Raw genomic sequence first — 18467 nt, 5'->3', positions numbered from 1 at the left:
AAAGCGTTATGGCTAGAAAGTACTTCGGCACCGATGGCATTCGTGGCCGCGTCGGGCAGTTTCCCATCACTCCGGATTTCATGCTCAAGCTCGGCTGGGCGGCGGGCATGGCGTTTCGCAAGGAAGGCAAGTGCCGCATCCTGATCGGCAAGGACACGCGCATTTCCGGCTACATGTTCGAGTCGGCCCTGGAGGCGGGGCTGGCTGCAGCAGGTGCAGACGTGCAGTTGCTCGGGCCGATGCCGACACCGGCCATCGCCTATCTGACCCGGACCTTTCAGGCTGACGCCGGCATCGTTATCAGTGCCTCGCACAATCCGCACGATGACAACGGCATCAAGTTCTTCTCCAGTGAAGGCACCAAGCTTCCCGATGATGTCGAGGCGATGATCGAGGAGTTGCTCGACCAGCCCATGAGCGTTGTCGAGTCCGCCGAGATCGGCAAGGCTTCGCGGATCAACGATGCTTCCGGTCGCTATATCGAGTTCTGCAAGGGCAGTGTGCCAAGTGGCACCAGCTTCAAGGGGCTGAAGATCGTCGTCGACTGCGCCCATGGTGCCGCCTACAAGGTTGCGCCGAGCGTGTTTCGCGAACTGGGTGCCGACGTGCAGGTCATTTCGGCGCAGCCCGACGGGTTGAATATCAACGCCGGTTGCGGCTCCACGCATATCGCCGCGTTGCAGGCCGAAGTGGTCGCGCAGCAGGCCGATCTGGGAATCGCCTTCGACGGTGACGCCGACCGCGTGCTGATGGTCGATCAATATGGCACGGTGGTCGATGGTGACGAGTTGCTGTTCATCATCGCTCGTGATCTGCAGGAGCGCGGGCGACTGCGCGGCGGCGTGGTCGGTACGCTGATGAGCAACCTGGGTCTGGAGCTGGCGCTGGCCGAGCTGAACATTCCGTTCGTGCGTGCCAAGGTCGGCGACCGCTACGTGATCGCCGAGCTGCTGGCGCGTAACTGGCAGTTGGGCGGGGAGAATTCAGGGCATCTGGTGTGTTTCCAGCATACCACCACGGGTGACGCGATCATCGCCGCGCTGCAGGTGCTGATGGCACTCAAGCGCCGTGGTCAGAGCCTGGTCGAAGCGCGCAGCGATCTGAAGAAGTGCCCACAGGTGCTGGTCAATGTGCGCTTCTCCGGCGCGCTCGATCCGCTCGAACATCCTTCGGTGAAGGAAGCCTGTGCCCGGGTGACCGAGCGTATGGCCGGGCGCGGCCGCGTGCTGCTGCGCAAATCCGGCACCGAGCCGCTGGTGCGAGTGATGGTCGAAGGCGACGAGGAAGGCAGCGTGCGCAGCTATGCCGATGAATTGGCTAAGATTGTTGCCGAAGTCTGTGCTTGATTGCGCTTGCTACCGAGGGTGCTCTTGGGTAACATCTGCGCCCTCTTTGATCGACGAGGTAAAACATGCGTCGCCCCTTGGTCGCCGGTAACTGGAAAATGCACGGTACCCGCGCCAGCGTCGCAGAGCTGATCGAAGGGTTGCGTCAGCAGGAGATGCCTGCTGGCGTCGATGTCGCGGTATTCCCCTCCAGTCTGCATATCGCTCAGGTCATCGACGGCTTGAACGGCAAGGCTGTGAAGGTGGGAGCGCAGGATTGCGCAGCGCAGGTCGAGCAGGGCGCCCTGACCGGTGAGCTGGCGGTGAGCCAGTTGGTCGATGGCGGTTGCGAGCTGGTGCTGGTTGGCCACTCCGAGCGTCGCCTGATTCTGGGTGAAAGCGATGAGATGGTCGTGCGCAAGTTTGCGGCCGTGCAGGCGGCGGGCCTGGTTCCCGTGCTCTGTGTCGGTGAAACCCGTGAGCAGCGTGAAGCGGATGCAACGCTGGGTGTGGTAGGTGGCCAGTTGGCCGCAGTGATCGATGCCCTGGGCGTCGAGGTGCTGAAAAAAGCCGTTGTTGCCTATGAGCCTGTATGGGCCATCGGCACCGGGTTGACCGCTACGCCTGAGCAGGCTCAGGAAGTGCACGCAGCGATTCGCGCGCAGGTTGCGCAGCTGAATGCTGATGTCGCCGGCGAGCTGAGAATTCTTTATGGCGGCAGCGTGAAGGCCGCCAGTGCAGCCGAGTTGTTCGGCATGCAGGATATCGATGGGGGGCTCGTGGGTGGTGCCTCTCTGAATGCGGATGAATTCGGTGCGATCTGTCGCGCTGCAGGAAACTGAAGAATGCTGGAAACAGTCATTGTTGTTCTGCACCTGCTGGGTGCGATCGGTATTGTTGTGCTGGTTTTGCTGCAGCAGGGTAAGGGTGCTGACGCAGGTGCGTCGTTCGGTTCGGGTGCTTCGGCAACTGTATTCGGAAGCCAAGGTTCCTCTACCTTTCTGAGTAAGTTTACTGGTATACTTGCCGCAGGTTTTTTCATTACCAGCTTGGGTTTAGCGTTCTTTGCTAAAGAAAAAGCTGATGCACTGACTCAGGCTGGTCTGCCAGATCCAGCGGTTCTGGAAGTTCAACAAAAGCCGGCGGTCGAAGACGTGCCGGTGCTCGAAGAGCAGGCTCCAGCATCCGATGCTTCGGATGTGCCGGAGGCTCCAGAGCAGTAACCGTTTTGCCGAGGTGGTGGAATTGGTAGACACGCTACCTTGAGGTGGTAGTGGCCATAGGCTGTAGGGGTTCGAGTCCCCTCCTCGGTACCATACTCAAGAAAGCCCGCAGTTCGCGGGCTTTCTTGTTGCTGGAGTGTTTGGTTGACCCTCGCCAGGGGGTGGCCGTATAATTCCGGCCCAGCTTTGACGCGGGGTGGAGCAGTCTGGTAGCTCGTCGGGCTCATAACCCGAAGGTCGTAGGTTCAAATCCTGCCCCCGCAACCAGTTTCGGAAGCCCCTTTTCAGGGGCTTTTTGTTAGCTGAAACACAGTGTTCGCTGCTTTTGGGCGGACTGACGGGATGGGCGTTTCGCCCATTTTTTATTTGCACAGCATGCACGAGGGCCGTTAAGTGTCGAGCAAGCTAGAACAGTTGCAGGCCTTGTTGGCCCCGGTAATCGAAGCGCTCGGTTATCAGTGTTGGGGCATCGAGTTCCTGTCGCAGGGGCGTCATTCGCTGCTGCGTGTCTATATCGATAAGGCCGACGGCATCCTGATCGACGATTGCGAAATCGTCAGCCGTCAGCTCAGTGGCGTACTCGATGTCGAGGACCCGATTTCCTCCGAGTACACGCTGGAAGTTTCTTCTCCTGGCATGGATCGTCCGTTGTTCACCCTCGAACAGTTCGCGGCGCATGTCGGTGAGCAGGTGAAGATCAAGCTGCGTTCGCCTTTCGATGGGCGTCGCAACTTTCAGGGCCTCCTTCGCGGTGTGGAGGAGCAGGACGTGGTGGTGCAGGTGGATGACCACGAGTATCTGTTGCCGATCGACCTGATCGACAAGGCCAACATCATCCCCCGATTTGATTGAGATGCGGATTCTGCGTCGCTGCCGTGCTGCCGACTTTCGGTGCGGAACGGGCGACACAGATGGCGCGAAGGTAGCGCGGCAGCGCACGAATGAAGCGCCAATGGCGTGAACGTGACGCGGATTGCGCAGAACCAATGGATTGCGAAAGGCGAGGCGTACGATGAGCAAAGAAGTACTGCTGGTTGTTGAGTCGGTATCCAACGAGAAGGGTGTACCGGCCGGCGTGATTTTCGAGGCGCTGGAGCTGGCTCTGGCGACCGCGACCAAGAAACGTTTCGAGGACGAGGTCGACCTGCGTGTGTCGATCAATCGTCAGAACGGTAGCTACGAAACCTTCCGTCGCTGGACCGTGGTCGACGAGTCCGAGTTCGAAGATCCGGCCTATCAGCTGACCGAGGACATGCCGCAGGCCGTCGAAGCCAAGGCCAAGATTGGTGATGTGCTCGAAGAAAAGGTCGAGTCCATCGAGTTCGGCCGTATCGCCGCGCAAACCGCCAAGCAGGTCATCGTGCAGAAAGTGCGCGAGGCCGAGCGCGCTCAGGTGGTCGATGCCTACCGCGAGCGTCTGGGCGAGATCATCTCCGGTACCGTGAAGAAGGTCACTCGCGACAACGTCATCGTCGACCTGGGCAACAACGCCGAGGCCCTGCTGGCCCGCGAAGACATCATTCCGCGCGAGACTTTCCGTGTTGGCGTGCGTCTGCGTGCCCTGCTCAAGGAAATTCGTACCGAGAACCGCGGCCCGCAGCTGATCCTGTCGCGTACCGCTCCGGAAATGCTGATCGAGCTGTTCCGCATCGAAGTACCGGAAATCGCCGAAGGGCTGATCGACGTCAAGGCCGCCTCCCGTGATCCGGGCTCGCGCGCCAAGATCGCCGTGCGTTCCAAGGACAAGCGTATCGACCCGCAGGGCGCCTGTATCGGCATGCGCGGTTCGCGCGTTCAGGCCGTTTCCGGCGAACTGGGTGGCGAGCGCGTGGATATCGTGCTGTGGGACGACAACCCTGCGCAGTTCGTGATCAACGCCATGTCGCCGGCTGAAGTGGCTGCGATCATCGTCGACGAAGATGCCCATGCCATGGACATCGCCGTTGCCGAAGACAACCTGGCTCAGGCCATCGGCCGTGGCGGTCAGAACGTGCGCCTGGCCAGTCAACTGACCGGCTGGACCCTGAACGTGATGACCGAGGCGGACATTCAGGCCAAGCAGCAGGCAGAAACCGGCGACATCATGCAGTCCTTCATCGACGAGCTGGAAGTCGACGAAGAACTGGCCCAAGTCCTGGTCGAAGAGGGTTTCACCAGTCTCGAAGAGATTGCCTACGTACCCATGGAAGAAATGCTCAGCATCGATGGCTTTGACGAGGAAATCGTCAACGAGCTGCGTGCACGGGCCAAGGATCGTCTGCTGACCAAGGCGATCGCCAACGAGGAGAAGTTGGCCGATGCCCATCCGGCAGATGATTTGCTGGAACTGGAAGGCATGGACAAGGCGCTGGCTCTCGAGCTTGCGCTGCGCGGCGTGATTACCCGTGAAGACCTGGCCGAGCAGTCGATCGACGACCTGCTCGACATCGACGGCATCGACGAAGAGCGTGCCGGCAAGCTGATCATGGCCGCTCGAGCCCACTGGTTCGAATAAGCGGTTGCGGCCTGAGGAGAAAGATGCATGACGCAAGTCACGGTGAAAGAACTGGCCAAAGTGGTCGACACTCCGGTTGAGCGCCTGCTGCAGCAGATGCGTGAAGCCGGCCTGTCCCACAGCAGTGCCGAACAAGTAGTGACCGATAGTGAGAAGCAGGCCCTGTTGGCCCATCTCAAGAGCAGTCACGGCGACAAGGTCGAAGAGCCGCGCAAGATCACCTTGCAGCGCAAGACCACCAGCACCCTCAAGGTGGCTGGCAGCAAGACCATCAGCGTTGAAGTGCGCAAGAAGAAGACCTTCGTCAAGCGCAGCCCGGAAGAGCTCGAAGCCGAGAAGCAGCGTGAGCTGGAAGCTCAGCGGGCAGCTGCCGAGGCCGAGCGTCTGAAGGCCGAGGAAGAAGCCAAGCGCAAGGCCGAAGAAGAGGCCAAGCGTCAGGCTGCCGCCGCTACCGAAGCCCCGGCACCCGCTGCCGCACCGGCTCCGGCCAGCGAGCCGGCAGTAGCCGCGCCGGTCATCGAGGTAGAACGCAAGAAAGAAGAAGCGCGTCGTCCCGAGAAGGCGCGCAGCGACGAAGACGAGCGTCGTGATCGCAAGCACGCGCAGCATCGTCCGACCCTCAAGGAAAAGGCACCAGCTCCGCGCGTCGCACCGCGTAGTGTCGACGAAGAGAGCGACGGCTTCCGTCGTGGCGGTCGCGGCAAGGCCAAGATGAAGAAGCGCAACCAGCACGGCTTCCAGGCTCCGGCCGGTCCGGTGGTGCGTGAAGTATCGATTGGCGAGACCATCACCGTGGGCGAACTGGCCCAGCAGATGTCGGTGAAGGCCGCTGAAGTCATCAAGTTCATGTTCAAGATGGGCTCGCCTGCCACCATCAACCAGGTGCTGGATCAGGAAACTGCCCAGCTGGTCGCCGAAGAGCTGGGCCACAAGGTCAAGCTGGTCAGCGACAACGCGCTGGAAGATTCCCTTGCCGAGTCGCTGAAGTTCGAAGGCGAAGCCGTTTCCCGTGCGCCGGTGGTGACCGTGATGGGTCACGTGGACCATGGTAAGACCTCGCTGCTCGACTACATCCGTCGTGCCAAGGTGGCTTCCGGTGAGGCGGGTGGCATCACCCAGCACATCGGCGCCTACCACGTGGAAACCGACCGCGGCATGGTCACCTTCCTCGACACCCCCGGTCACGCCGCGTTCACCGCGATGCGTGCCCGTGGTGCCAAGGCCACCGACATCGTCATTCTCGTCGTCGCCGCTGACGACGGCGTGATGCCGCAGACCCAGGAAGCCGTGCAGCACGCGAAAGCGGCTGGCGTGCCGATCGTGGTTGCGGTGAACAAGATGGACAAGCCGGAAGCCAATCCGGACAACATCAAGAACGGCCTGGCCGCGCTGGACGTGATTCCGGAAGAGTGGGGCGGCGACGCACCCTTCGTACCGGTTTCCGCCAAGGCCGGTACCGGTATCGACGAGCTGCTCGAAGCCGTGCTGCTGCAGGCCGAGGTTCTCGAACTGAAAGCCACTCCGACCGCTCCCGGTCGTGGTGTGGTGGTCGAGTCGCGTCTGGACAAGGGCCGCGGCCCGGTGGCTACCGTGCTGGTTCAGGACGGTACCCTGCGTCAGGGCGACATGGTTCTGGTCGGCGTCAACTACGGCCGCGTGCGTGCCATGCTCGACGAGAACGGCAAGCCGATCAAGGAAGCCGGTCCGTCGATTCCGGTCGAGATCCTCGGCCTGGACGGCACTCCGGATGCCGGTGACGAGATGATGGTGGTGGCTGACGAGAAGAAGGCCCGCGAAGTCGCTCTGTTCCGTCAGGGCAAGTTCCGCGAGGTCAAACTGGCTCGTGCCCACGCCGGCAAGCTGGAAAACATCTTCGAGAGCATGGGCCAGGAAGAGAAGAAGACCCTCAATATCGTCCTCAAGGCCGACGTGCGTGGTTCTCTGGAGGCCCTGCAGGGCTCGCTCAGCACCCTGGGCAACGACGAAGTGCAGGTGCGTGTGGTCGGTGGCGGCGTCGGTGGTATCACCGAGTCCGATGCCAACCTGGCGCTGGCTTCCAATGCCGTGCTGTTCGGCTTCAACGTCCGTGCTGACGCCGGTGCGCGCAAGATCGTCGAGTCCGAAGGCCTCGACATGCGCTACTACAACGTCATCTACGACATCATCGAAGACGTCAAGAAGGCCCTCACCGGTATGCTCGGCAGCGATGTTCGCGAGAATATCCTGGGCACCGCGGAAGTGCGTGACGTGTTCCGTTCGCCGAAGTTCGGCGCCGTCGCCGGCTGCATGGTCATCGAGGGTACCGTGTACCGCAACCGTCCGATCCGCGTACTGCGCGAGGACGTGGTGATCTTCGAAGGCGAGCTGGAATCGCTGCGTCGCTTCAAGGACGACGTCGCCGAAGTGCGTAATGGCATGGAGTGCGGTATCGGCGTGAAGAGCTACAACGACGTCAAGGTCGGCGACAAGATCGAAGTGTTCGAGAAGGTCCAGGTGGCGCGCAGTCTGTAAGCGCGACATCCCGATCACGCAACGCCCGGCCCCGCTCATGCGCGGCCGGGCGTTTGCCGCTTTTACGTCCGCTGCCGCCCAGGCATGCGGGCGAAGGAAAGGTAAGTAAGAAATGGCCAAAGATTACAGCCGTACCCAGCGTATCGGTGATCAGATGCAGCGCGAACTGGCAGTGCTGATCCAGCGCGAGATCAAGGACCCGCGCCTGGGTCTGGTAACCATCACTGCGGTCGACGTGAGCCGCGATCTGTCCCACGCCAAGGTGTTCATCACCGTGATGGGCAAGGACGACGATGCCGAGCAGATCAAGCTCAACCTGGAGATTCTCGGCGAGGCGGCCGGTTATCTGCGCATGCTGCTGGGCAAGTCGATGAAGGTGCGTACCATCCCCCAGCTGCACTTCCACTACGACGCCAGCATCCGCCGCGGCGCCGAGCTGTCGGCGCTGATCGAGCGTGCGGTGGCGGAAGATCGCAAGCACCAGGACGGCAGCGAGGAATAAGCGTGGCGCAGGTCAAACGTATTCGCCGCAAGGTCGATGGCATCATCCTGCTCGACAAGCCGCGCGGCTTTACCTCCAACGCGGCGTTGCAGAAGGTGCGCTGGTTGCTCAATGCCGAGAAGGCCGGGCATACCGGCAGTCTCGATCCGCTGGCAACCGGCGTGTTGCCGCTGTGCTTCGGCGAGGCGACCAAGTTCTCCCAGTACCTGCTCGATGCCGACAAGGGCTACGAGACCGTGGCGCAACTGGGCGTGACCACCACCACCGGCGACGCCGAAGGTGAGGTGCTCGAACGTCGCCCGGTGACCGTTGGTCGCAGCGAAATCGAGGCCCTGCTGCCGCGTTTTCGTGGAGAAATCAAACAGATACCTCCAATGTACTCGGCCCTGAAGAAGGATGGTCAGCCGTTGTACAAGCTGGCCCGTGCTGGCGAAGTAGTGGAGCGCGAGGCGCGTTCTGTTACTATTGCGCGCCTGGAATTGCTGGGCCTCGAAGGTGAGCAGGCGCGTTTGTCGGTGGACTGCAGCAAGGGCACCTACATTCGAACCCTGGTCGAGGATCTCGGCCAATTGCTCGGTTGTGGCGCACATGTCGCGGAACTGCGTCGAACCAAGGCCGGTCCCTTCGAACTGGCGCGTACCGTTAGCCTGGAAGAGCTGGAAGCGGTGCACGCCGAAGGTGGCAGTGAAGCGCTCGATCGCTTCCTGCAGCCGGTCGACAGCGGTTTGCAGGATTGGCCGCTGCTGCAGTTTTCCGAGCACAGCGCGTTCTACTGGTTGCAGGGGCAACCGGTACGGGCACCGGAAGCGCCGAAGTTCGGCATGGTGCGCGTGCAGGATCACAATGGTCGCTTCATCGGCATCGGTGAAGTGAGCGACGACGGGCGCATCGCTCCGCGTCGATTGATTTACACCGGTGCGTAGCACGGGTGGAGACACGGGCCTCAGGGCCCGGGTTATCTTACCGGTGCGTAGCACCGAACGGTTCGGCCGAGAGGTCGAAACCTGAGGCTGGCGATACCAGCGTCAGGATTGCGAGGGTGGCTGTTAGTAGGCACGGTCATGCCTCTTTTTAAAACACGGGAAGCGATTCCCGGCCTATTGAGACTGCTTCGGCAGTTTCCAGATGAGAGGAAGCCAACATGGCACTCAGCGTTGAAGAAAAAGCCCAGATCGTAAACGAGTACAAGCAAGCTGAAGGCGACACCGGTAGCCCGGAAGTGCAGGTAGCCCTGCTGACCGCCAACATCAACAAGCTGCAAGGCCACTTCAAGGCCAACGGCAAGGACCACCACAGCCGCCGTGGTCTGATCCGCATGGTTAACCAGCGTCGTAAGCTGCTGGACTACCTGAAGGGCAAGGACACCACTCGTTACAGCGCCCTGATCGGTCGCCTGGGCCTGCGTCGTTAATAGACGCGAGCTGCACAAGTTGGAAGCTGGAAGTTCGCAGCGGCACATCGGGGCTTACCCCGGAGTGCGGCTGCGGGCTTCCAGCTTTTGGCTTTTCGAAGGATGCATCGGGTCCGACTCCCATGCCGCTTTCAGATTTCCCCCAAAGGCAACAAAGAGAAGGAAAACACCGTGAACCCGGTAATCAAACAGTTCAAGTTCGGTCAATCGACCGTAACCCTCGAGACTGGCCGTATCGCCCGTCAGGCCAGCGGCGCCGTGCTGGTGACCGTCGACAATGACGTCACCGTGCTGGTCACCGTGGTCGGTGCCAAGACCGCCGACCCGAGCAAGGGCTTCTTCCCGCTGTCCGTGCACTATCAGGAAAAGACCTACGCTGCCGGCAAGATTCCTGGTGGTTTCTTCAAGCGTGAAGGCCGTCCGAGCGAGAAGGAAACCCTGACCTCGCGCCTGATCGACCGTCCGATCCGCCCGCTGTTCCCCGAAGGTTTCATGAACGAAGTGCAGGTCGTCTGCACCGTCGTTTCCACCAGCAAGAAGACCGATCCGGACATCGCTTCGATGATCGGTACCTCGGCTGCCCTGGCCGTTTCCGGCATCCCGTTCAACGGCCCGATCGGTGCCGCCCGTGTGGCCTTCCACCCGGACACCGGCTACCTGCTGAACCCGAACTACGAGCAGCTCAAGGCCTCCAGCCTGGACATGGTCGTCGCCGGTACCGAAACCGCCGTGCTGATGGTGGAATCCGAGGCTGACGAGCTGACCGAAGACCAGATGCTCGGCGCCGTGCTGTTCGCCCACCAGGAATTCCAGGCCGTGATTCAGGCCGTCAAGGAATTCGCTGCCGAAGCCGGCAAGCCGACCTGGAACTGGCAGGCTCCGGCCGCCAACACCCCGCTGCTGGACGCCATCCGCAGCCAGTTCGGTGAGGCCATCAGCCAGGCCTACACCATCACCATCAAGCAGGACCGCTACAACCGTCTGGACGAGCTGCGTGAGCAGGTCATCGCTGCCCTGGCCGGCGAAGGCGAAGGCAAGTTCGCCGCCGACGAGGTCAAGGCCGCTTTCGGTGAGATCGAGTACCGCACCGTGCGCCAGAACATCGTCGACGGCAAGCCGCGTATCGACGGTCGCGACACCCGCACCGTACGTCCGCTGAAGATCGAAGTCGGCGTGCTCGACAAGACCCACGGCTCGGCTCTGTTCACCCGTGGCGAAACCCAGGCGCTGGTCGTCGCCACTCTCGGCACCGCCCGCGACGCTCAGCTGCTGGATACCCTGGAAGGCGAGAAAAAAGACCCCTTCATGCTGCACTACAACTTCCCGCCGTTCTCGGTTGGTGAGTGTGGCCGCATGGGTGGCGCCGGTCGCCGCGAAATCGGTCACGGCCGCCTGGCCCGTCGTGGCGTTGCCGCCATGCTGCCGAAGGAAGACGAGTTCCCTTACACCATCCGCGTGGTATCGGAAATCACCGAATCCAACGGTTCCTCCTCCATGGCTTCGGTCTGCGGCGCTTCCCTGGCCCTGATGGACGCCGGTGTGCCGATGAAGGCGCCGGTTGCCGGTATCGCCATGGGTCTGGTGCTGGAAGGCGAGAAGTTCGCCGTGCTGACCGACATCCTCGGTGACGAAGACCACCTGGGCGACATGGACTTCAAGGTAGCCGGTACCGCCAAGGGCGTTACCGCGCTGCAGATGGACATCAAGATCCAGGGCATCACCGAAGAGATCATGGAGCAGGCCCTGGAGCAGGCGCTGGAAGCTCGCCTGAACATCCTCGGTCAGATGAACCAGGTCATTTCCCAGTCGCGTACCGAGCTGTCGGCCAACGCGCCGACCATGCTGGCGATGAAGATCGATCAGGACAAGATCCGCGACGTCATCGGCAAGGGCGGCGCCACCATCCGCGCCATCTGCGAAGAGACCAAGGCCTCGATCGATATCGAAGACGACGGCTCGATCAAGATCTTCGGCGAAACCAAGGAAGCGGCCGAGGCGGCCAAGCAGCGCGTGCTGGCCATCACCGCCGAAGCCGAGATCGGCAAGATCTACGTCGGCAAGGTCGAGCGCATCGTCGACTTCGGCGCCTTCGTCAACATCCTGCCGGGCAAGGACGGTCTGGTGCACATCTCCATGCTGAGCGATCAGCGCGTGGAGAAGGTCACCGACGTGCTGAAGGAAGGCCAGGAAGTGAAGGTACTGGTACTGGACGTGGACAACCGCGGTCGTATCAAGCTGTCGATCAAGGACGTAGCCGCTGCCGAGGCCTCCGGGGTCTAAGCACGGTTCGCCGGTTCGAACGAGAAGGGCTCCTGCGGGAGCCCTTTTTTGTGGCTCTTCGCATTCTCGCGGGGAAGATACGCTTGAGCTTGACACCGGACCGGCAATAACGTGTTAGCTGTCGATGGCTTGGCACTATCCGTTCGCGCGCCGCCTGGACTGATAGGTTTCGCCCCTTACGGGCGACTCACTTGATTCGCTGCGCTCACCCTTCGGGCCAGCCTGCGGCTGTTACTTCGCTGCGCTTCGTAGCTCTTGCTTGTGCAAAGAAAGTAAGCAAAGAAACACACCCCTACATCCGAGCTAGACGCCCCCGCCCTGCTGCGCCGGGGTTCCCTCGCTCCATCACCGCTCCAGGGGCACGCTGCGAAGGGCCATCCCTGTCCCATCGCAGCTCTCGCGACATCCATGTCGCTCAACCCCTTCCACGGTGATTCCACTCGGCCTCCTGAAGGGGACTTGGGCGTCGTCTGCGAGATCCGCGCTTCAAGAGCTTAAGTCAAACGCTACCGACTTTGATCCTGCGGCGATGTCGCAAGCTCGCGACCTGGTCCCCTTCAGGAGGCCGAGTGGAGGTGTTGCGTATTCGGCACATAGCGAAACGCTAGAGGCGTGCCTTCTGCTTCTGGCGATGACATCCGGGATGCAGCTGCTCATCCAAGTCATCATTCAGGTACGTTCGTACCGGATAAATCATGCAAATTGCCCGAGAGATTTTCTCCGACTCGGCGAAATGCAATCAAAAGATCGCCCTGTCTTATTTGTAAGTCATTGTTTTATAAGTATTTATTCCTTTTTCGGAAACTGGCACAGCGCTTGCGATAGTACTGGTGAACCTGCAGCCAGGAGCTGGCTTGCAGATTGTCTGGAAAGTACAGGAGTCCAATCCATGAAACAGCCAATCAACCGTTTTGCCGCTGCCACCCTGACCGCTGCCGTACTGAGCCTGCCGCTCGCCTCGGCCGCGCTTGCCCAGCCGACCATGCTCGCAGCCAACGACACTATGGACAGTGCAGGGCAAGCGGTCTCCGATACCTGGATCACCAGCAAGGTGAAGTCGACCTTCATCGCTGACCAGAATCTGAGCGGGCTGGATATCAAGGTTGAGACCAATCAGGGCGTAGTGTCCCTGTCCGGTACGGTTGCCACCGATGCCGAGCGCGACCTGGCCATCGCCAAGGCGAAGGAAATCGAAGGCGTGCGCGACGTTTCCGCCGACGCCCTGAAAGCGGCTGACTGATCAACGAGGTGGCCGGCTCGCCCGGCCACTTCCCCGTCACCGGGAGAAAGACCATGAACAGCGACATCATCAAAGGCAAATGGAAGCAGCTCAACGGTCGCATCAAGGAGCGTTGGGGCAACCTGACCGATGACGACCTGGACGTCGCCGAGGGCCACAGCGACTACCTGGCCGGCAAGCTGCAGGAACGTTATGGCTGGACCAAGGAAAAGGCCCAGCAAGAGCTGCGCGATTTCAGCGACAAGCTCTGAGCACGGATTGCCCGGCACGGATGCCACCTGATTACGGACAGCTTCAGATACGGATGTCGTACCCGCACGGATCGCCGCCGGCACGGACGTCGGACCAGCACGGATAGCGACAGGCATGGAAGCTCGAAGGCCCCGCCGGTGTGACCGGCGGGGCCTTGATTTTTTTGCGTGTCTCCAGTGGTGTCAGCTGCCGCGTTTGCTGCGTATCTCGGTCAGGCGACCGCCCTCGAAACGCAGAAAGTGGTACATGCCGTTGTTCGGCCCGTACACCCATTCTTCGACGTTCACTTCATTACGAAAACCGTAGGTATCGACCACCTCCTTGTAGCCGAGAAAGTCGCGGCTGGAGGGCTCTCCGCACTTGCTCAGCACTTCACTGGTCGGCGCCGTCCTGCTGACCAGGGCGCTGCCGCAGCGATAGGTGGAGGATGCCTGGGCCGCCACTGGCAGGCACAGCAGCAAAATCAGGTAGTTCAGCTTGCGCATGGTGGCTCTCCGGCTCAGCGTTCGCGACGACGTTCGATGGCAACCAGGCGATTGCCCTCGAAGCGCAGGATGCTGAGCATGCCGTTGCTAGGGCCATAGACCCATTCCTCGATCATGTATTCGCGGCGTTCGTAGGAGCCCAGGGTGTAGCCGATCGGATCGCGGTGCACCGGCGCGCCACATTTGCGTTCGACCTCGAACGGGCGGTCGCCCAGGCTGACCAGGGCGCTGCCGCAACGCAGCGTGTCGGCTTGCGCGCTGGCGCCGAACAGGCCGGCAGTCAGGGCTATGAGGGTAATGGCGGATAAGCTGCGCATGATCATTGGCTGTCCAGATGCAGGGCGGTGAGCACACGGCCGTCGGCTTCGGGCTCGCTCAGATTGACATCGATCAGGTAGACGCGTTCATCGTACAGCCCACCTTGTTCGACAAGGTAATCCTTGATGGTTGCAGCCCGTTGCTGGGCCAGTTGGCGCAGCAGCAGCTTGCTCTGCGCCCAGGAGTCCAGCACCGCCTCACGCATCTTCTGCGTACGCTGATCGTCATCGAGAGCGGCCCATTCGGCCGGCGGCTGCTGCTTGAGGCGTGTACGGTAGATGCCTTCGAGCAGGGCAGCCTGCTCGTCTTCATCCACTGTCAGTTCATCGGGGCTGGCCGGCACCCTGTCGCCACGGCGTTGCAGCACCTTGTACCAGCCCTCGCGAAATTCGCGTTGCAGACGCTGTTCGGCCAGCAGCGGGCCGTCGGCATCCTGTGCGCTCTGGCCTTCCACTTCCAGACGCAGGTTCGGGCGCTCCTGCAGGGCCTTGGCCAGGGTGTCGAGGGCCTGGCGGGCGTCACCCTCCAGTTGCGCCGAGCCGGCAGCGAAGGGCACGGTGCTGAGATCGACGCTGCCGCCGCCGACCAGGCCGGCGATGAACTTGAATGGTGCCTGTGCGGCGCGCAGCACCAGATTGCGCAGCGTCTGCCAGACGATGGGCATGACGCTGAACTCGGGGTTGTTGAGATTGCCCTGTACCGGCAGTTCGATGGCGATGCGGCCCTGGGTGTCCTTGAGCAGGGCGACCGCCAGGCGAATCGGCAGGTCGACGGCGTCCGGGCTGTCGACCCGCTCGCCCAGTTGCAGATTTTCCACCAGCACCTTGTTCTCGGCGTTGAGCTGGCCCTTCTCGATGCGGTAGTGCAGGTCGAGATTGAGACGACCCTTGCGGATGCGGTAGCCGGCGAACTTGCCGGAATAGGGGGTGATGGTGGTCAGCTCGACGTTCTTGAAGCGGGTGGCGATATCCAGGCTGTTGAGCGGATCGAAAGGCGTCAGCTTGCCCTGGATGCTCATCGGCGCGTAGCGGTCCACCTTGCCCTGGATGTCCACGCTGGCCGCCTGCGGCTTCTGGTTGTCGAGCACGCCGATACGGCCGTTCATCTGCTGGATGGCGGTGGCGAAGTTGGGCGTCAGGCTGAAGTCGGCGAAGTTGGCCGAGCCGTTGTTGATCGCTACGCCGCCGATGCGGATCGCCAGCGGCTTGCTGTCATCCGCCTGCTTCTCGTTGGCCGGTGCCGGCTGCGGCACGATCAGTTCGCTGGCGTTGGTGGTGAGGTTCTCGTTGATCACGAAGCGGGCGTAGGGCTGGTCCAGTTCGACATGCTCGATGGCCAGACTTTCGCCATGGCGATAATCGAGGCCGCTGACCCGTACCTGCTTCCAGCGCACGAAATCGCGTTCGCGCAGGGTATCGAGGGTGTGCAACTGGTCGACCCTGGCATCGCCGCTGACGCGCAGGGCCAGGGGTTCGGTGCTCTTGAGTTCGACGTCGAGGTCGCTGCCGAGCAGGCCGCTGCGCAGTTCCAGGCGAATGAAGGGGCTCAGATAGGCCTGTGCCAGGCGCAGGTCGATGTCCTGGGTGGCGACCTTGAGCTGGGCGCTGGTCGGGCTCAGTTGCACCGTACCGGCCGCCTGAAATTTGCCCTGCCTGCCCAGGCCGCTATCGAGCCTGAGCTCGAAAGGCTTGTCGCCGAGGCTGTCGAAGTTCTTCAGGTCGAGGTTCAGCGGGCCGACCTCCACGGCCACTTCCTGCTGCGGTACGCGATCGGCCAGGTGGGCCTTGTAATCACGCAGCTGTACATCCTGCAGCAGCACCTGCCAGGGCTTGCTCTCGCCAGGCTGCTCGTTGGTTTTGGGGGCTTCGCGCTCGGCGGTATCGGGTTTGGCGAACAGCTTCTGCCAGTCCAGCTGGCCGTCGGCCTCGCGCGCGGCCCAGGCCTCCAGGCCCTGGCTGCGCACCTGGCCGATCACCACCTGCTGCCTGGCCAGATCGAGGCTGCTGTTGTCGATCTCCAGGCTTTGCAGGCGTACCAGCGGCTTGCCCATCGGATCGTCGATGGCGAAGGGCGACAGCTGCAGCCTGATCTTGCTCAGCTGCAGGTCGGTGCCCTTGGACAGGTCGAGCCGATAGTCGCTGCTGAGGTCGAGCAGACCTTCCTTGAGCGCCAGCGGTACGGCGTCGCGCACATAGGGCCAGATCGCGCGCAGGCGGCCGTCGGTGAGCTTCAGGCTGCCGCTGGAGGTGAGTGGCGTCAGGCTGATCTGGCCCTGCCAGTCGATATGGCCGCCATTCGGGCCGCGCGCCGTAAGCGTCATCTCGGCGTTGTCGCCGGCCAGGGTGCTGAGGTTGCGCAGCTCCAGATCGAGCGCATCGTAGGCGAACTCCACCGGCTCGCTGGGGCGCAGGTCCTGGAAGTGCAGCGCCTTCTCGCGCAGGCGAATGTTGTCGACGCGCAGCGGGAAAGGCTCGCTGGCGCTGTCCTGGTTCGGCGCCGTGCTTTCCGGCAGGCGGAACAGTTGCGTGAGGTTCAGCGTACCGTCCTTGGCGAACAGCACCTCGGTGCGGGCGCCATCGAGTTCCACCTGCGCCAGGTGCAGCGCGCCGCTCCACAGGCTGTCCAGTTCGAGGTTGGCGTACAGACGCTGGAAGCCCAAATGCTCCTGCCCGGCCTCGCCTATGCGCAGGCCCCAGAGGCTGAGTTCGAGGCTGAACGGGTTGAGCTGCAGTCGCTGCAGCGACGCGGGCACCGTGGCGAGCTGCGCCAGTTGCTGATTGGCGATGCGCAGGGCCACGCCCGGCAGGATCAGAAAGCCGATCAGGCTGTAGAGGAAAAGGGTGATCAACAGGGCGCTCAGCGCGCGCTTCAGTCCTTTGGGCATGGCGGGGCGTCATCTATCCAGACGAAGAGATGCCTTGGAGTATGGCACGGCGCTTCGGTTCCGGGCGTGCCGACCCCTGCGCATTTTTCTCCGGCGTCGCCCGGTCAGAGTCTCAGGATCAGGGTTTTCAGCGGCGGCTTGCCGTCTGTGGAGGGGAAGTCCGATGCTGGCGCGATGACCTGGCAATCCTGCACGCTGCGGCCCAATTTTTCCGCGCAGCGCAGTACTTGCGTGCGCCAGTCGCTCATCTCCACCTTCGCCAGGTTGTTGCAGCACACCAGCGTGCCGCTTTCTGCCGTGGCCTGCAGCGCCGGCTTGAGCAGGCTCTGGTAGTCACGCAGCAGGTCGACCGTGCCGAAGGCGCTCTTGGCCCAGGCCGGTGGGTCGAGGAAGACCAGATCGAACTGGCGTGGTTGCAGGCGCGGATAGCTCGGCAGTTTCTGGCCGCGGCGGCTGCTGATCGGCAGGTCGGCCAGCTGGCGAATGGCCGGGAAATAGTCGGACTGGATGAACTGCATGGCCGGCAGCGCGGGGTTCAGCGCAGCATTTTCGCGGCCCACGCCCAGGTTGCCCTGGGCGAAGTCCAGATTGATCACCTCGCGCGCGCCGCCGGCTGCGGCGCACAGACCGACGCCGCAGGTGTAGGCGAACAGATTGAGCACGGACTTGCCGGCGCTGTTGGCCTTGATCCAGCCGCGGGCGTTGCGCAGGTCGAGAAACAGCAGCGGATCCTGCCCGGCATGGCGGCCGCGCACGCGATAACTGAGGCCCCATTCATGGCCGATCATGTCCTCCAGGGCGGCATCGCTGGCCTGGAACAGGCTCGGGTCGCGGTCGATACGCGAATTGCCTCTGGAGCGGTCGTTGTAGACCGGCAGCAGGCCCTGTCCCAGATGGGCTTCGACGCTGCTGGCGATGGCCTGCAGATCATCGGGTTGCAGCGGCTGATGAAAGCTTTGCACCAGCAGCTGCGGGCCATAGCGGTCGACGGTCAGGCCAGGCGCACCTTCCTGGCTGCCGTGGAACAGTCGGTAGCAGTCGGTGCCCTGGGCGTGCAGTTCGGCTAGCAGATTCTGGCGGGCGTCGAGGGCGGCGCGCAGCGCCTGGTCAAGAGAAGGCATGCGCGGCGTCTCGGAGAAAGGAAGGCCGGCAGTTTATCAAGAAACCGGCGGGGTTACGCCGGGGTATGATCGTAGGGCGGGTGCAACCCGCCATTGCGCGTGGTGGCGGGTTACTCATTGTGGGCGGCGCTTTGGCGGCGACTATTCAGCTTGGTCGCGGCTAAAGCCCCTCCCACAAAGCGGCGCGTTAACCGCGCTCGATGGCCAGTGCCACACCCTGGCCGCCACCAATGCACAGGGTCACTAGTCGTAGGGCGGGTGCAACCCGCCATTGCTCATAGTGGCGGGTTTCACCCGCCCTACCTCATTGTGGGAGGCGCGTTAGCCGCGCTCGATGGCCAGCGCCACACCCTGGCCGCCGCCGATGCACAGCGTGGCCAGACCTTTCCTGGCGTCGCGGCGGATCATCTCGTGCAGCAGG

17 protein-coding genes and 2 tRNA genes are annotated in these 18467 nt (G+C 62.3%); 14 read left to right on the top strand and 5 right to left on the bottom strand.

Features of this window, described 5'->3' with window-relative positions; genetic code table 11:
* The first annotated feature begins 8 nt into the window (after nucleotides 1–8).
* The 14 genes from glmM to BLS61_RS18985 all read left to right on the top strand — a co-directional run bounded on the left by glmM (nucleotide 9) and on the right by BLS61_RS18985 (nucleotide 13237).
* Complete coding sequence (glmM, locus tag BLS61_RS19055; protein ID WP_090433512.1) at nucleotides 9–1346, top strand: phosphoglucosamine mutase; 1338 nt, start codon at nucleotides 9–11, stop codon at nucleotides 1344–1346.
* Nucleotides 1347–1411: 65 nt separating this feature from the next.
* The gene (gene tpiA, locus BLS61_RS19050; protein ID WP_090433510.1) at nucleotides 1412–2167 is read left to right on the top strand and encodes a triose-phosphate isomerase; all 756 of its coding nucleotides are present in this window, start codon (nucleotides 1412–1414) and stop codon (nucleotides 2165–2167) included.
* Nucleotides 2168–2170: 3 nt separating this feature from the next.
* Nucleotides 2171–2548 carry a preprotein translocase subunit SecG gene (gene secG, locus BLS61_RS19045; RefSeq protein WP_090433508.1) on the top strand — a complete coding sequence of 126 codons (378 nt, stop codon included), beginning with the start codon at nucleotides 2171–2173 and terminating at the stop codon, nucleotides 2546–2548.
* Nucleotides 2549–2555: 7 nt separating this feature from the next.
* Nucleotides 2556–2641, top strand: a tRNA-Leu gene (locus tag BLS61_RS19040).
* A gap of 97 nt (nucleotides 2642–2738) precedes the next feature.
* Nucleotides 2739–2815 (top strand) — tRNA-Met (locus BLS61_RS19035).
* Between the two features lie 126 nt (nucleotides 2816–2941).
* The gene (gene rimP / locus BLS61_RS19030) at nucleotides 2942–3400 is read left to right on the top strand and encodes a ribosome maturation factor RimP (RefSeq protein ID WP_013716994.1); all 459 of its coding nucleotides are present in this window, start codon (nucleotides 2942–2944) and stop codon (nucleotides 3398–3400) included.
* Between the two features lie 160 nt (nucleotides 3401–3560).
* Entirely contained in the window at nucleotides 3561–5042 is a 1482-nt protein-coding gene (nusA, locus tag BLS61_RS19025) for a transcription termination factor NusA (protein WP_003240569.1), read from the top strand.
* Nucleotides 5043–5069: 27 nt separating this feature from the next.
* A complete protein-coding gene (gene infB, locus BLS61_RS19020; protein ID WP_090433506.1) occupies nucleotides 5070–7553 on the top strand; it encodes a translation initiation factor IF-2 in 2484 nt (827 codons plus the stop codon).
* A gap of 112 nt (nucleotides 7554–7665) precedes the next feature.
* Nucleotides 7666–8055 (top strand): 30S ribosome-binding factor RbfA, encoded by a 390-nt coding sequence (gene rbfA / locus BLS61_RS19015; protein ID WP_090433504.1) that lies wholly within the window; start codon nucleotides 7666–7668, stop codon nucleotides 8053–8055.
* 2 nt (nucleotides 8056–8057) lie between these two features.
* On the top strand, nucleotides 8058–8978 hold the full coding sequence (truB, locus tag BLS61_RS19010; RefSeq protein WP_090433502.1) for a tRNA pseudouridine(55) synthase TruB: 921 nt from the start codon (nucleotides 8058–8060) through the stop codon (nucleotides 8976–8978).
* Nucleotides 8979–9196: 218 nt separating this feature from the next.
* On the top strand, nucleotides 9197–9466 hold the full coding sequence (gene rpsO, locus BLS61_RS19005) for a 30S ribosomal protein S15 (RefSeq protein ID WP_003240577.1): 270 nt from the start codon (nucleotides 9197–9199) through the stop codon (nucleotides 9464–9466).
* 171 nt (nucleotides 9467–9637) lie between these two features.
* On the top strand, nucleotides 9638–11746 hold the full coding sequence (gene pnp, locus BLS61_RS19000; protein WP_090433499.1) for a polyribonucleotide nucleotidyltransferase: 2109 nt from the start codon (nucleotides 9638–9640) through the stop codon (nucleotides 11744–11746).
* Between the two features lie 889 nt (nucleotides 11747–12635).
* Nucleotides 12636–12986 (top strand): BON domain-containing protein, encoded by a 351-nt coding sequence (locus tag BLS61_RS18990; protein ID WP_003240582.1) that lies wholly within the window; start codon nucleotides 12636–12638, stop codon nucleotides 12984–12986.
* A gap of 53 nt (nucleotides 12987–13039) precedes the next feature.
* Complete coding sequence (locus tag BLS61_RS18985) at nucleotides 13040–13237, top strand: CsbD family protein (RefSeq protein ID WP_090433494.1); 198 nt, start codon at nucleotides 13040–13042, stop codon at nucleotides 13235–13237.
* A gap of 183 nt (nucleotides 13238–13420) precedes the next feature.
* Here BLS61_RS18985 and BLS61_RS18980 read toward each other — a convergent pair whose 3' ends face one another.
* The 5 genes from BLS61_RS18980 to BLS61_RS18960 all read right to left on the bottom strand — a co-directional run.
* Nucleotides 13421–13723: a DUF2845 domain-containing protein gene (locus tag BLS61_RS18980; RefSeq protein ID WP_090433492.1), complete on the bottom strand. Its 303-nt coding sequence runs from the start codon at nucleotides 13721–13723 to the stop codon at nucleotides 13421–13423.
* Nucleotides 13724–13737: 14 nt separating this feature from the next.
* Nucleotides 13738–14046, bottom strand: a complete 309-nt coding sequence (locus BLS61_RS18975) for a DUF2845 domain-containing protein (RefSeq protein WP_090433490.1) — start codon at nucleotides 14044–14046, stop codon at nucleotides 13738–13740.
* Nucleotides 14043–16925: a DUF748 domain-containing protein gene (locus BLS61_RS18970; RefSeq protein WP_090433488.1), complete on the bottom strand. Its 2883-nt coding sequence runs from the start codon at nucleotides 16923–16925 to the stop codon at nucleotides 14043–14045. Before BLS61_RS18970 ends, BLS61_RS18975 begins: the two co-directional genes overlap by 4 nt.
* Before the next feature lie 104 nt (nucleotides 16926–17029).
* Nucleotides 17030–18046 carry a class I SAM-dependent rRNA methyltransferase gene (locus BLS61_RS18965; protein ID WP_090433485.1) on the bottom strand — a complete coding sequence of 339 codons (1017 nt, stop codon included), beginning with the start codon at nucleotides 18044–18046 and terminating at the stop codon, nucleotides 17030–17032.
* 321 nt (nucleotides 18047–18367) lie between these two features.
* A partial coding sequence (locus BLS61_RS18960; protein WP_139205572.1) for a hypothetical protein occupies nucleotides 18368–18467 on the bottom strand: 100 nt, incomplete at its 5' end.

Origin of the sequence: Ectopseudomonas guguanensis (assembly GCF_900104265.1) — a bacterium.
Classification (GTDB): Bacteria; Pseudomonadota; Gammaproteobacteria; order Pseudomonadales; family Pseudomonadaceae; genus Aquipseudomonas; species Aquipseudomonas guguanensis.
Note: the sequence above shows the minus strand (reverse complement) of the source record. Positions and strands in the feature narration are given on the sequence as shown.